Below are 14,160 nucleotides of genomic sequence, written 5' to 3' on the forward strand. Positions count from 1 at the left end.
ATTTTCACCAACTATCAATAGTATAGGCTTAAACCACTGCTTTTGTCACTTTTTTGAAAGCGTTTTGCAAATCATTTTTTAAATCCTCAATATCTTCAAGTCCTACGGATAACCTTATCAAATCCTGAGTAACTCCTGTAGACTCTTGCTGTTGTTCATCAAGTTGCTGATGTGTAGTGCTGGCTGGGTGAATAATTAATGATTTCGAGTCTCCTATATTTGCTAATAAAGAAAATACGTCGGTCTCATTTGCTATGGTTTTAGCAGCTTCAAATCCGCCTTTTACTCCAAAAGTTATGATACCACTTTGCCCTTTTGGCAAATACTCTTTTGCTAATGTATGATAAACGTCATTTTCTAAACCGGGATATTTTACCCATGTTACTTCTTCTTGCCTCTCCAACCATTGTGCTAGTTCTAGTGCATTCTCGCTATGTTTTTTAATTCTAATAGATAGCGTTTCTAACCCTTGTACTATTTGAAAAGCATTAAAAGGACTAAGTGCAGCTCCATGATCACGTAATCCTTCTAATCTAGCTTTGGCGATAAATGCAGCTGGACCTAAAGCCTCGTGATATACCAATCCATGATATCCGGGAGATGGTTCTGTAAATTCTGGAAACTTACCGCTAGACCAATCAAAAGTCCCAGCATCTATAATCACTCCTCCAAGAGATGTACCATTACCACTTATATATTTGGTAAGTGAATGAATAACGATATTTGCTCCGTACTCAATTGGATTCAATAATGCAGGAGTTGCGACTGTATTATCAACAATAAAAGGCACTTTGGCTTCTTTTGCTTTATTAGAAATAGCTTTGAGATCTAAAACATCTAACTTCGGATTGCCCAAAGACTCTACAAAAAAGGCTCTTGTATTCTCTTGTACTGCATCTGTAAAATTATGAGCATTAGATGGATCAACAAAGATTGTAGTAATTCCAAATCTTGGTAGGGTAACGTTGAGCAAATTATATGTTCCACCATATAGGCTACTTGAAGCCACTATATGATCACCTGCTTTAAGTAATGTTAACAAAGTTGTATTGATCGCCGCAGTTCCTGATGCGGTAACTACTGCCGCTATTCCTTTTTCTAGTGCAGCTAACCTTTGCTCTAAAATATCATTGGTAGGATTGTTGAGCCTTGTATAGATATATCCTGTTTCGGACAAATTAAATAAATTGGCAGCATGGTCTGCATTATCAAAAACATATGATGTAGTTTGATAAATAGGAACTGCTCTAGTTCCTCCATTAGCAGAAACATCATGTCCTGCATGTAAGGCATCTGTTGCAAATTTTTGTGTACTCATAACTCTTTTAATTTTTTTGAGATGTCATGCTAAAACATCAATTACAATAAATTTTAATAAGAGTTTCTTTGCTTATCACACGAAAAGCTAAATACGATAACACTTATATAAAAGTGTATGCTCAAAAATTAAAAAGAAAGGGATTTTAAATATACTTCTAAAGAGGTAATTCATCTAAAGTTATCTTTTCCTAAAAAATAAGGATAGAATTTAGCACCTTCTTTATGATTCTGAAAAATTTTCAGTAATTATAAAGGGTTGCTAAGGTTTCATAGGGTCTACTCCCTCCACCTTTCTTAATAACTAGCAATAATGTATAAGAAACTTGGAAGCAAAGCTAAGAATAATTTTTAAACTGAAAAGAATTATTTGAAAAACCTACAAATTAATAATGATACGTTAAATACTTTTAGTTGTTCTCATTTTTTTTACCTTTGCCGAGATATTTTAGGGAGAGATTTGACTGATTGCAACCCACAATTTTGATATATTCTCAAAATGTAAAAAATGCTAAAGCAGTTCGATTATTTTTTTATCGAAAGTTTTACACTGCATTCTCGTCTAAGCCTTCCTATGTAAACAATAATAACGAATGGCATATTTATTTACTTCAGAGAGTGTATCTGAAGGACACCCAGATAAAGTAGCAGACCAAATTAGTGATGCATTACTCGATAATTTTTTAGCTTTTGATCCAGATTCTAAAGTAGCTTGTGAAACATTAGTTACCACAGGTCAGGTAGTACTTGCCGGTGAGGTAAAATCAAAAACATATCTTGATGTACAACATATAGCAAGAGATGTTATTAATAAGATCGGATATACCAAAGGTGCTTATCAATTTAGTGGTGATTCTTGTGGAGTGATTTCTCTTATTCATGAACAATCCCAAGACATTAATCAAGGTGTTGATAGGGAGAGTAAAGAAGAGCAAGGTGCAGGAGATCAAGGAATGATGTTTGGGTATGCAAGCAAAGAAACTGCTAATTATATGCCACTTGCACTCGATATATCGCATAAAATTTTGCTTGAATTAGCAAAATTGAGACGTGAAGGAAAAGACATTCCTTATTTACGACCTGATTCTAAAAGTCAAGTTACCATAGAATATAGTGATGACAATATACCACAACGTATTGTTGCAATTGTTATCTCTACACAGCATGATGATTTTGATGAAGATGATGAACGGATGCTTACCAAAATCAAAAACGATATCATTTCTATACTCATGCCAAGAGTTGTTGAGCAGCTCCCAGAATATGTCCAAAAACTCTTTAATGATCAAATTACATATCACATAAATCCAACAGGTAAATTTGTAATTGGAGGTCCTCATGGAGATACCGGATTAACAGGTAGAAAAATTATTGTTGATACTTACGGAGGAAAAGGCGCCCATGGTGGTGGAGCTTTTTCTGGAAAAGATCCTAGCAAAGTTGATCGATCAGCAGCTTATGCTTCTAGACATATTGCAAAAAATCTTGTTGCTGCTGGCGTAGCCAATGAAATATTAGTTCAAGTTTCTTATGCAATCGGTGTGGTAGAACCAACTTCTATTTTTATAGACACATACGGTAGTAGTGCCTTAGGATTAACGGATGGTGAAATTGCCCAAAAAGTCGGAGAAATTTTTGATATGCGCCCGGCCGCAATAGAAGAAAGACTTAAATTACGTAATCCAATTTACCAGGAAACTGCAGCTTATGGCCATATGGGTAAAGAACCAAAGACAATCACCAAGGTTTTTGAAAGCCCTTACTCTGGTAAAGTAGAAAAAGAAGTAGAATTGTTTACATGGGAAAAATTAGATCATGTAGATGCCGTAAAAAAAGCTTTTAATCTGTAGCTTTATCTAGATAAATAGCCTTTAATCGAGTTTTCTGAATCGCATCAAAAAATTATGGTTTTCCCATACAATTTAATCGATGATTATCGTTATTTTTGTATATCCAATATTTTACACACATAAAACACTTTGATGGGGAAAAGTAATTGTGGCTTAACAATATTATTTGTGTAAGAAATAGTTACATTATTTTAAAATTTAAGGAGATGAGATTTAAGTTTGTAATATTAACTGCTTTCATAATCATAAGCAGTGTATCATTTGGTCAAGAGTTTAAAAATGACCTTACTTCTGTTAAAACGATTGACAATCAAATACAAGATGAGCAATTTAGTATTGACCAAATGTCTGATCGTCTTGTAGTAAAAACATCTATTGATAAGCAAAATCAAGATTTTTACAGCAAAAAAGAATGGAAGAAAATCAAAAAGCAATTACGTAAGAACAGAAAAAAATTCTCAAACAAAGGAAATAATATTCATTCATATAAAGTAATTGACACCATTTACTTGAATATACCAAATAGAAGAAGTAATCAATCTAGTAGAACTAGATTATCTGCCTGGTAGTTTTTCAAAAAATTATACACCATAAGTTTTTAGTAATTTCAGTCTTATATTTTTAAAAATAAGATCTAACTTTTAACAATTTGACGTTTTTTTTAGATTTCTTTATTAAAAAAAGATCGTTTTTTTCGTTAAAAAGCATCTTTTTTAGGTTAAAATTCATTTTTATCATTTTTTAGTAAAACAATTCGTACTCCTTATCATTACTGAGATTCAGAAAGAATATTCTCCTTTTTACGATAAAAAAATTTATCAGTTTTTTTATTGAAATATTCTTCAAAAAACCCAGTAAACAAGGCACTTAGGGTATAATTTCAGGGAAAAACCCCCATTAAATTTTGTGGTTTTACCGTAACCAAGATGGCTTTAATATAACTAACTTAGTAATATTCAATTTAATAGTTATTTAACAATAAAGATTATTTCTGTTAATTAATTCATAAAGCCTCAAATTAATATGAAAACAAAAATTATTACTTTAGTTACACTTCTATTCGTTTCTTATGCATCTATTGCTCAAAACTATGATGCTATAGCCAATAATCAATTAATTGCTGTGAATGAATATCAAGAACCACAGCATGAAAATTTCTTGTACACAACTTCTCAAGAAAATTCAGAAAGCTATAACCATGATATTTCTCCGAAAACAGATTCTTATTCTAACAAAAATTGGAGAAAAATTAAAAGACAAATGAGAAAAAACAAGAAAAGAGTTTCTAATTTTAAAAGCGATACCTATATTTCAAAAACATTGGATACCGTATTTGTAAATCCTTATAAAAATTACAAAACAGCCAGACTATCAGGAGGTAGATAAAATATAAATTTCCTAGAATTACATAGACAACTATTCAGTTTTAATACACACCAAAGCCTATAGTATTATAAATAACACTATAGGCTTTATTAAAAAATCAAACATTTTTGATTTACTTACTACTTACTGTTGCATCTTTAAATAATAATCAACAGAATGTTTTCCTGAACCATAAAACAAGAAAAACAAAGATAGTATAGTAACAAAAATTGCAACCACAAGATTAGTCGCATTCATATCACCAATAAAATTAATAATGACTGCACCTACAAGTAATGGAAGCTGAGCCATTACAGACCACCTGGTAAGCAATCCAAAAGCAATAAGAACCCCTCCTATTAAATGTGCAGGAACAACATAATGCATAATCAGTACAGAACCGGCTAAATTTTGTATTGGTTTGATAAGGTCGACAAGAATTTGAGTATTACTTACAAAGTTTATTCCTTTCAGAAACAAAAAGACACCTAAAGCTACCCTCAAAAGATCTAAAAAATAATAAGTATGGGCATTTGCCCATTTGTTTAACGATTTGATTGCAGACATAACAAAAGAGAATTAGTTAAACTTACTTATAAAATACTGATTTTATGAGTATTAAAAAAGAAATTCCTTACTATTAACTATCGTTTTATATATCTTAACTTTTTCACTTTCTGCAAAATATCATTTATCTCTATCAAAAATGAATCTGGTATTACAGTGAGAATTCTATTTTTAAAATCATTTACCTTGGACTTTATTTGATCTTCGTTTCTATAATATGAGAGTACAATTACACAAACACAAAATACAAATAGTATTGCTCCAACAAACGTTTGTAAAGGCGTTAACTGCCGATGAAAAAACCTATTAAGACCAAGGCCAAACCAGCTTCCATACAGAACAAAAAAATGAACAATATAAATTGATAGTGTATTCCCTCCTATTTTTGTAGTTATTCCATCTGAAAAATAGTTTTTCAACATAAGGAAAACAGCGAACAATATGCAAACATTTCCTAACCTAATAAATAAAAAATTATTATACGCTACAGACTTAAAAACAATTACATCTGTAAATCGATATAATATCATCAATATATCTGAAGAGAAATATACAAGCAGTACTCCTATACTCATCAAAACTACTTTAGCATAGAGATAAAATTGAGCTTGTTCTTTATATTTTAAAAACACAGTACCCATAAAGCTTCCAAAACAAACATATCCAAACCAAGGAAAAAGTGTAAATATAGATCCATTTCTATTGGTAAAATAATTGGCTATTGTTTTAGGTAAGAATTCTAAAATACACTTACCATACATCGGCTGAAGTATAAAAATAAGTATTCCCAAACATAAAACTATTCGTTGAAACCAGTCTTTGTCTTTACGATAAAACAGAAGATACACTCCGATTAATAATAGTAAGGAGGTTCCTATACATTGCAATACATCTACATAAAAGAAAGAAGGGTTTAAAGTTCCTCTGGATATAGCAAAAAAACTTAACCTAAGTAAATATCCCCAAAAAATGACTTTCACCGCTCTTCGAATCCCCTTTAACACCCTTGGGTTCTGCAAACCTGTCATTTTATTTTTCAATAAGAGAAATGTAAAAATAAAACCTGTTATCGTAAAAAAAGTAGGAGCAGTCATACCTCTTAAGTAAGACCATATTGAATAGATTGCATTGTCGTTATCCCTATATTCTGTACCTAGCAAAGCATGTACAAAATGCCCTTGTAACATCATAAGTATAGCAAATGATCGTATTGCATCTAAAAAATGCAATCGATTAGCCGATTTGTTCATCATTAAGATTTTTGGTTAGTAACTCCCCAAACGAGTTTTAAATTGCATTATTGTCAAAAAAGGAGCAAAACTAAAGAATTCCAAGCACTTATCGATCTACTTTAATAGAATTAGGGATCAGAAGAAAGAATTTAGCGATTTACAAACAAAGTAGGTATATTGTATACTTCAAAATTAAAAAAACGAACAAAATGAAAAATGACAAATACACAAAATTTATACTAACCATTATTGCAATTTGTTTGGTTATATTGGTTTTTAAAGATGCTAATATAGTTCCGAAAGCTCATGCCAGCGATTCTATTATTACAAAATATGGTTTGGTTCCAATTAACGAAGATGGCTCTATTACTGTCAAAATAAGCAACACTGATGAAATTGATGTAAACATCAAAAATATAGACACTTACGACAGATTAAAGGTAGACCTTAATGAAATCAGTACTCGTAATGAATTAGACATTAATATTGATGAAGTTGGAGGAAGCTCTTTATCTAGCAGCGGACCAATTAAGGTAAAAATTCAAAATTAAAAAAGTGTCTAAAAGACATTAGACACTTTTTTTAAATTCCTATTACTTTTTTTGATTATAATATTTATAGACCTGCTGCTTGATCCGTAATAGCATTCAAAGCACCTTCAATAGTTGTAAGAATAGTATCATTCCCTTCTATTTGATGTCTATCTTTTAAATAAGAAGGATCGTTATAAGAAACTCTTACTACATTCTGATCATCTTCCCAAACCAATATTTTTTGAGGAAGATCAATTGCTGTGGTTTGAGAATTCTGCATCAAAGGAGTACCTAAATTAGGATTGCCAAAAATAACAAGCCGGGTAGGATTTAATTCTTGATTTACTGAAACCGCGTTAGCCTGGTGATCTATTTCTGCTACTAATCGTAAGTTTTCGTTTCCGCTGATTGTTGCCACTAGATCATTGTACGTATCTATAAAGCTTTTAGTACTTACTTTACTTATAATTCCTTCATCCTTTGATACAGTTTCAGAATTTGATACTAGTTCTCCATCTACTGTAATCGATGCAAAATTACTCAGAGCAGTTGCTATCGTATTCAATGATTCTACTCCCTCTATCCCATGTCTGGATTTTAAATAATCTACACTATTATAAGCTATTTTCACACTATTCGAAGCAGCATCTTTGAATACAAGTAATTTTTGAGGCAAATCTAACCCCACTAGTTGATTACGTTGCATCAAAGGAGTACCAAGAGCAGGGTTACCAAAAATAATAACCTTTGTATTATCTAATTCCAAATCTACAGAAGCTGCATTGTTGGCATGATCTACCTGAGCAATGACCCTAATAGGTTCTACTGCATCCAAAGCATTAATAATAGCGCTTTCAGCAGCTTCAAAACTCGTATTACTAACCCCATATGTTAATCCTTTTATAGCAATATCATTGGGTTGTTGTTGCGTATCGTCGTCGTCACTACAAGACATAAAAAATAAAGATAAAATGAATAAATAAAACATGTTTTTCATCGTTTTGATTTTTTAGAGTAAAAAGTTAGAAATTCATCAGAGAACATTTCTCGAGTATATCTAGTAACCAAAAGAAGGAAAAAATATTCCTCTATTTGAGATAGAATTAACAATAAATTAGAAAAGAACTCTTAGAATTTAACAGTTATCAACTAAAACGATCAATTATATATACGTTGTCTACATATATACTTATGCCTTACATAAAAGAATTTATTTTTTTTAAAAGAAAATCTTCTGATCTCGCTTTTATGTTAGTCATAAAATCTATTATATTTACCGACTAACTATAAGAATCGTTTTGTAAAAAAACCTCTGTGAAAAACAGATAATTATGCATATAGCTATAGCTGGAAATATTGGAGCCGGAAAAACCACATTAACCCGATTATTGGCTAAACATTACAAATGGGAACCACATTTTGAAGATGTATTAGAAAATCCTTATTTAGAAGATTTTTATAATAAAATGGAGCGTTGGTCTTTCAATCTTCAGATTTATTTTTTGAATAGCCGTTTCAGACAAATTCTGGATATCCGTCAAAGCGGAAAAGACATTATTCAAGATAGAACTATATATGAAGATGCCTATATCTTTGCTCCAAACTTGCATGCCATGGGATTAATGACAAATAGGGATTATGAAAATTACAAATCTCTTTTTGATCTTATGGAAAATGTAGTTGAAGGGCCGGATTTACTGATATATCTTAGAAGTAGCATTCCTAACCTTGTTGCACAAATCCATAAACGAGGACGCGAATACGAAAATACAATCAGTATCGATTATCTAAGCAGGCTTAATGAACGATATGAAGCTTGGGCTCATGGTTATGATAAAGGTAATTTACTAATCGTAGATGTAGATAACATCAATTTTGTAGATAATCCAGAAGATTTAGGAAATATCATAAATCGTATTGATGCAGAATTAAATGGATTATTCTAATATGGATTTTAATGCGCTCTTTCGTTTCTTAGCAGACTTACAACAAAATAATCATAAAGAATGGATGGATGCTAATAGAAAACGCTATCAGCAAATACGAAGTTCTTTTGTTGCATGGTTAGATGAATTAGATACAAAATTGGCGACTATTGATCCTGACTATTTTCCAACACCCGGTAAAAAAGGTATTAATAGAATAAACAACAATCTTTTATTTCACCCTAATAAACCGGTTTACAAAGACCATTTTGGGGCAGGTCTCGACCAAAAGTCAAAGCAAGGCGACTTCTATATTCACATAGGTTTGTCAGAATGTTTATTGGCAGGAGGATACTGGAAACCAGATCATAAAACTCTGAATAGTATCCGAGAAGCTATTGATTATAATGGAGAAGAACTTGTAAAAATTTTGAACAAGAAAAGTTTCAAAAATACTTTTGGAGGATTATATCCGGATCAGGATCAATTAAAAAAAGCTCCCAAAGGATATAGTGCTGATCACGAATTTATTGATCTATTACGCAATCGAACTTTTGCTGTAATACACCCTTTGACCAAAGAAGATATATTAAAAGATGATTTTACAGAAAAAGTAATAAAAGTCTATAAAGAGATGTTACCCTTTAGAAGATATCTCAATCAGGCAACAACAGTGTAATTAATATATTAAAACACGAACTTACCCCCTCCTCACTCAAATGCTACGATGATTTACTTTTTGTTAAATTTTGCATCAATATAATCTACAATCACTTTTGTAGCTCCTGTATTACTATTGATAAAATGCCCGGCAATCATTCCGGTACGTTCCCTAAATTTTTGATCATTTATGAACTTATTCATAACCTCTGAGAACTCTTTTGTACTTGAAACAGAATACAACCCTGCAAGTTTTTGAAGTTGTTTGGCTTCTCTAAATTTTTCAAAATTCTTTCCAATAACAATCGGAATTCCAAAGGTAGCAGGTTCAAGAATATTATGCAATCCACCTGTACCCATTGCTCCTCCAACATAAGCTATATTACCATAGCTATACACCCTAGACAAGTACCCTATAGTATTCATCACAAATACCTGAAACTCTTTTAACGTCTTATCTTCTTTATTAGAATATAAAACAGTGGTATTCGTTATTTTTTTTGTCAGAGCGGTAACACTAGCATCTTTAATCTCATGTGGCGCAATGATAAAACAAACATGCTTTGGAGCATTATTAATAAAATTAATAAAAACCTCTTCATCCTCTGGCCAGGAACTCCCGATAACAATGCACAATCTGCCATTTACAAATTCTGAAATAAAATCAACCTCGTTGTTCATTTCTATTTGGTGACTCACTCTATCAAAACGAGTATCACCACTCAAAGTAACATTAGTAAATCTCTGGGTTTTTATTAATTCTTTTGAGACTTCATCTTGAACAAAAAAGTGATCTACTTTTTGGAGTGTTGCTCTCATAAATCCACCATACCACTTAAAAAAGGCCTGATCTTTTCTAAATGTAGTCGATATAAAGACAATAGGAATATTTTTACTTGATAGTACTTTCAAATAATTAGGCCAAAACTCATACTTTACAAAAACAGCTAAATCCGGCTGAACCAATTTTATAAATCGCTTAGTATTTGCAACTGTATCTATCGGAAGGTATACTATAATATCTGCTAATTTGCTATTCTTTTTTGCTTCATAACCCGATGGAGAAAAAAACGTAACCAATAAACGATATTCAGGATACTTTTGTTTTAACACCTCCATTACCGGAACCCCTTGTTCATACTCCCCCAGAGAGGCACAGTGAAACCATATCATCTTATCTCCTGATACAATTTTAGCTTTTAACGTTTCAAAAACTGATTTTCTACCATTCACAAACAATCTAAGCTTTGGACTAAGCAACCCAATTAGTGGTAATATCCAATTAAAAATAGCGATACAAATGTTATACAATAAACTCAAGGTTACTTTTTTAAGATACAAAAATACAGTTCTTTATCAGAAAACAATCATTCAAACAGAAAAAGAAAAACCCTCTCAAATAATAACAAAAACACAAATTAAAGTATCAAAAACAATATAAACATCATTATTTTTATTAATTTTCTAAATATTTAATAATTTTTTACACAAAAATCGATATTTATGAAACTAAAACTTACGCTACTAGCACTACTCATTTGTGCTATATCATTTTCACAAAACTTCAGAGAAGTTCAATTACCAAAACCTGAAAACATAAGCCCATTATTTGTTGGTCCTTTATTTAAATCTACAATACATTATGGTGTAAGGCCACCAAATTATAATGGAAAAGTTATTGTGTTTAATCATGGGTATATTGACTTGAATCAAGGGCAATTTTTATTTGACAATTCATTTTATCAAAACACCTATGACGCAGGATATCAAGCTGTTTTTGTAGCTACCACAAGAGGAGAAGGAATTTGGGTAAATGGTAAACTTCTGGCAGAAGCCATCGATATCGTTACCGAAAAATTTAATGTCCCACAAGTATACCTTGTTGGGCATAGCAATGGCGGCAAAGCATCTGAAGCTGCATTGATACGATATCAGAAACAAGACAAAGTAACAAAAGCTTTTGCTCTGGGTACTCCCTTTTGGGGAACCTATCTCGCAGATATTTCTCAATTACCTTTACTGAGATGGGCTTGGAGTTTGACCGGCCTTAATGAAGGCGCCCGTACATCTACAACATACTACTGTAGAGATGTAGTGCGTCCCTATCTTGATAATGATCCAAATAACATTCCTGAAAAATTTGTGATTCTCGGTGCTTCCGGTTATTATAAAGGTTCTACTATTGCCGCTCCTGGATTTTTACTTACCGGAGGGGTATTATTGCCTGTACAAGGGGCCAATGATGGTGTTGCTCCCTATAACAGTACGTTAAGACCAGGAGGAGAATATGTATTCAGGAAAAATGATCCCAGAGCTATATTCGACCATCTAGATGTTGGACTGGGTCAATTCAGCTGGAAGTATGTAAAATCATATATCGAAAATCCCTCTAAAAAAAGTAACCAAATTGTTCAAAAGAATCAAAATAGACACGTTATAGAGAGTGATCATTACATTGTATATTCTGAGAACGAATATGACAAACTACAACTTGATAAAAATGCAAAATTTGGAGTGGTAGATATTCTTCATCAACAACCTACTGCTCAATTTCAGGTTTTAGATCAAAAAAAACAGCCTCTAAGTGGTATTAAAAGTATTAACAATGGCGAACACCGCACCACCATATCTTTTTCAGAAAATAATTTAGAACTCAAAAGCAACTCTAAGTTTATTGCATTTGTGAAACAAGATAGCCGAATTAAGATGAAATTAGAAACGATATCAAAAAACAGTTTTCCTATCTTAAAAGTTAATTTGTTATCTGATACTGAAGAAATGTATACAAGCCATAATATCAATGTAACCGGAACCATAACCAAAACTGCTGAAATTGATGGAACACCAGTAGAAAATGAACCTCAAGTAATCACTTTTACAAACAAAGACAACAGTTTTTACTTCGACACACAAGAGCTACAAGATGGCGTGTATAGTTTATTTGCAAATTCAGAAAGCAATGGAGATTTTAAGAGATCAATTATATCAGGCTTTGTAGTAGGAGATATAAAGAATGGTTTTGACACCAAAGAAAATATAGCTGCAGACCTAAAATCAACTGTAAAACTGTATCCAAATGCTGTCAAAAACAATGCAATGCTTTCTATTGCTGTTGATCCATCCAAAGAAATTCATACAATACATATTTATAACATCTCTGGCAAAGAACTTAAGCAATTTACCATTCGCAAAAATCAACAAGGAAATTATAATATTTCGGATCAACTAACCACATTACAAAGAGGTATTTATCTCTTAAAAATTGATGGTTCAAATACGATTAAATTCTTGAAGGAATAATAATAACTTCAATTCAACATCTCAAAAGCTTTTTGATAATTTTTAAGTTTTCAAAAAAGCTTTTGAGACTTTTCTTATACATAATATCATATTAAAAAATAATTCTTGTATCAACGCGTTTAGAACTTAAGTTTTTTTGATGAATTACCCCCTTATTGTCATTGACAATCATATCTTATTTTGTACATTCGTGGGGTTATAACAGATAGCTATACATGAAGAAAATACAAATGGTTGACCTAAAAGGTCAATATGAAAAAATCAAAGAACAAATAGATACATCTGTTCTTGATGTTATACAATCTACTGCTTTTATAAATGGACCCGAAGTCAAAAGTTTTCAGGCAGAACTAGAGCAATATCTTGGTGCAAAACATGTAATTCCATGTGCTAATGGTACTGATGCTTTACAAATTGCTATGATGGGCTTAGGTCTAGAACCCGGAGATGAAGTGATTACTGCTGATTTTACTTTTGCCGCTACTGTAGAAGTTATTGCTTTATTAAAACTTACTCCTGTACTAGTTGATGTTGAGCCGGATTCTTTTAATATTGATCCTGAAGCAATCAAAAAAGCGATAACACCCAAAACAAAAGCTATTGTTCCTGTGCATCTATTTGGGCAAAGTGCCAATATGGATGCTATTATGCAAATTGCAAAAGAACATAACCTATTCGTAATAGAAGATAACGCGCAAGGAATTGGAGCTAGTTATAAATTCGAAGATGGTAGCGTTGCAAAAACTGGTACTATAGGTCATGTCGCCTCTACCTCATTTTTTCCATCCAAAAATTTAGGATGTTATGGAGACGGGGGTGCTATATTTACCAATGATGATGATCTTGCACATATCATACGCGGTATGGTAAATCATGGTATGTACAAACGTTATCATCATGATGTAGTGGGAGTCAACTCTCGTCTAGATTCTATTCAAGCTACCGTATTAAGGGCAAAACTCCCTAATCTTGATCAATACAACGATGCGAGAAGAGCCGCTGCAAGAAAATACAATAAAGCTTTTGAAGGTATTGAACATATTGTTACTCCAAAAGTAAAAGGTAATAGCTGTGATACTCATGAAGAAAAAATTTGCAATACCTGCAATTGCCATGTGTTTCATCAATACACACTACGCATTACTAATGGTAAACGAGATGCGCTGATACAACATTTAAATGACAATGGAATTCCTTGTGGAGTATACTATCCTATTCCTTTACATAGTCAAAAAGCATATCAAGATGAGCGCTATGATGAAGCAGATTTTCCTGTAACAAACCAGTTAGTCAAAGAAGTAATCTCTTTACCAATGCATACAGAATTAGAGAACGATCAAATTAAGTTTATTACACAGACCGTTATCGATTTTGTTCAATCATAGATAAAAACGATTTCTCATATCAATGA

At 32.0% G+C, this 14,160-nt stretch carries 13 protein-coding genes and 1 riboswitch; of the genes, 8 read left to right on the plus strand and 5 right to left on the minus strand.

Annotated elements, in window-relative coordinates:
- Positions 1-28 precede the first annotated feature (28 nt).
- Complete coding sequence (locus FHK87_RS11585) at positions 29-1,318, minus strand: O-acetylhomoserine aminocarboxypropyltransferase/cysteine synthase family protein (RefSeq protein WP_140592976.1); 1,290 nt, start codon at positions 1,316-1,318, stop codon at positions 29-31.
- A gap of 177 nt (positions 1,319-1,495) precedes the next feature.
- A riboswitch (SAM riboswitch) is annotated at positions 1,496-1,624 on the minus strand.
- A gap of 286 nt (positions 1,625-1,910) precedes the next feature.
- On the opposite strand from FHK87_RS11585, the gene metK reads away from it, so the two are divergent.
- The 3 genes from metK to FHK87_RS11600 all read left to right on the plus strand — a co-directional run bounded on the left by metK (position 1,911) and on the right by FHK87_RS11600 (position 4,553).
- Positions 1,911-3,167: a methionine adenosyltransferase gene (metK, locus tag FHK87_RS11590; RefSeq protein WP_140592978.1), complete on the plus strand. Its 1,257-nt coding sequence runs from the start codon at positions 1,911-1,913 to the stop codon at positions 3,165-3,167.
- A gap of 206 nt (positions 3,168-3,373) precedes the next feature.
- Positions 3,374-3,736: a hypothetical protein gene (locus FHK87_RS11595; RefSeq protein ID WP_140592980.1), complete on the plus strand. Its 363-nt coding sequence runs from the start codon at positions 3,374-3,376 to the stop codon at positions 3,734-3,736.
- 454 nt (positions 3,737-4,190) lie between these two features.
- Positions 4,191-4,553: a hypothetical protein gene (locus tag FHK87_RS11600; protein ID WP_140592983.1), complete on the plus strand. Its 363-nt coding sequence runs from the start codon at positions 4,191-4,193 to the stop codon at positions 4,551-4,553.
- A gap of 123 nt (positions 4,554-4,676) precedes the next feature.
- Here FHK87_RS11600 and FHK87_RS11605 read toward each other — a convergent pair whose 3' ends face one another.
- Complete coding sequence (locus FHK87_RS11605; RefSeq protein WP_140592985.1) at positions 4,677-5,099, minus strand: DoxX family protein; 423 nt, start codon at positions 5,097-5,099, stop codon at positions 4,677-4,679.
- Positions 5,100-5,176: 77 nt separating this feature from the next.
- A complete protein-coding gene (locus tag FHK87_RS11610) occupies positions 5,177-6,352 on the minus strand; it encodes a heparan-alpha-glucosaminide N-acetyltransferase domain-containing protein (protein ID WP_140592987.1) in 1,176 nt (391 codons plus the stop codon).
- A gap of 188 nt (positions 6,353-6,540) precedes the next feature.
- Here FHK87_RS11610 and FHK87_RS11615 point away from each other — a divergent pair, with 188 nt between their 5' ends.
- Positions 6,541-6,882: a hypothetical protein gene (locus tag FHK87_RS11615; RefSeq protein WP_140592989.1), complete on the plus strand. Its 342-nt coding sequence runs from the start codon at positions 6,541-6,543 to the stop codon at positions 6,880-6,882.
- A 64-nt stretch (positions 6,883-6,946) separates the two neighbouring features.
- Here FHK87_RS11615 and FHK87_RS11620 read toward each other — a convergent pair whose 3' ends face one another.
- A complete protein-coding gene (locus FHK87_RS11620; RefSeq protein WP_140592992.1) occupies positions 6,947-7,861 on the minus strand; it encodes a DUF302 domain-containing protein in 915 nt (304 codons plus the stop codon).
- Positions 7,862-8,195: 334 nt separating this feature from the next.
- Here FHK87_RS11620 and FHK87_RS11625 point away from each other — a divergent pair, with 334 nt between their 5' ends.
- A complete protein-coding gene (locus tag FHK87_RS11625; RefSeq protein WP_140592994.1) occupies positions 8,196-8,810 on the plus strand; it encodes a deoxynucleoside kinase in 615 nt (204 codons plus the stop codon).
- Between the two features lies 1 nt (position 8,811).
- On the plus strand, positions 8,812-9,468 hold the full coding sequence (locus tag FHK87_RS11630) for a DUF2461 domain-containing protein (RefSeq protein ID WP_140593934.1): 657 nt from the start codon (positions 8,812-8,814) through the stop codon (positions 9,466-9,468).
- A 53-nt stretch (positions 9,469-9,521) separates the two neighbouring features.
- Here FHK87_RS11630 and FHK87_RS11635 read toward each other — a convergent pair whose 3' ends face one another.
- The gene (locus FHK87_RS11635; RefSeq protein ID WP_140592996.1) at positions 9,522-10,769 is read right to left on the minus strand and encodes a 3-deoxy-D-manno-octulosonic acid transferase; all 1,248 of its coding nucleotides are present in this window, start codon (positions 10,767-10,769) and stop codon (positions 9,522-9,524) included.
- A 183-nt stretch (positions 10,770-10,952) separates the two neighbouring features.
- On the opposite strand from FHK87_RS11635, the gene FHK87_RS11640 reads away from it, so the two are divergent.
- Complete coding sequence (locus FHK87_RS11640) at positions 10,953-12,749, plus strand: T9SS type A sorting domain-containing protein (RefSeq protein WP_140592999.1); 1,797 nt, start codon at positions 10,953-10,955, stop codon at positions 12,747-12,749.
- 215 nt (positions 12,750-12,964) lie between these two features.
- A complete protein-coding gene (locus FHK87_RS11645; protein WP_140593001.1) occupies positions 12,965-14,134 on the plus strand; it encodes a DegT/DnrJ/EryC1/StrS family aminotransferase in 1,170 nt (389 codons plus the stop codon).
- The last annotated feature ends 26 nt before the right edge of the window (positions 14,135-14,160 follow it).

It is taken from the genome of Aquimarina algicola (assembly GCF_006443095.1).
Lineage (GTDB): Bacteria > Bacteroidota > Bacteroidia > Flavobacteriales > Flavobacteriaceae > Aquimarina > Aquimarina algicola.

Coding starts and splice junctions, on each gene's coding strand:
- FHK87_RS11620 (WP_140592992.1), bottom strand. CDS start 7,861: ATGAAAAACATGTTTTATTTATTCATTTTATCTTTATTTTTTATGTCT.
- FHK87_RS11645 (WP_140593001.1), top strand. CDS start 12,965: ATGAAGAAAATACAAATGGTTGACCTAAAAGGTCAATATGAAAAAATC.
- FHK87_RS11610 (WP_140592987.1), bottom strand. CDS start 6,352: ATGATGAACAAATCGGCTAATCGATTGCATTTTTTAGATGCAATACGA.
- FHK87_RS11595 (WP_140592980.1), top strand. CDS start 3,374: ATGAGATTTAAGTTTGTAATATTAACTGCTTTCATAATCATAAGCAGT.
- FHK87_RS11630 (WP_140593934.1), top strand. CDS start 8,812: ATGGATTTTAATGCGCTCTTTCGTTTCTTAGCAGACTTACAACAAAAT.
- FHK87_RS11640 (WP_140592999.1), top strand. CDS start 10,953: ATGAAACTAAAACTTACGCTACTAGCACTACTCATTTGTGCTATATCA.
- FHK87_RS11600 (WP_140592983.1), top strand. CDS start 4,191: ATGAAAACAAAAATTATTACTTTAGTTACACTTCTATTCGTTTCTTAT.
- metK (WP_140592978.1), top strand. CDS start 1,911: ATGGCATATTTATTTACTTCAGAGAGTGTATCTGAAGGACACCCAGAT.
- FHK87_RS11585 (WP_140592976.1), bottom strand. CDS start 1,318: ATGAGTACACAAAAATTTGCAACAGATGCCTTACATGCAGGACATGAT.
- FHK87_RS11625 (WP_140592994.1), top strand. CDS start 8,196: ATGCATATAGCTATAGCTGGAAATATTGGAGCCGGAAAAACCACATTA.
- FHK87_RS11615 (WP_140592989.1), top strand. CDS start 6,541: ATGAAAAATGACAAATACACAAAATTTATACTAACCATTATTGCAATT.
- FHK87_RS11605 (WP_140592985.1), bottom strand. CDS start 5,099: ATGTCTGCAATCAAATCGTTAAACAAATGGGCAAATGCCCATACTTAT.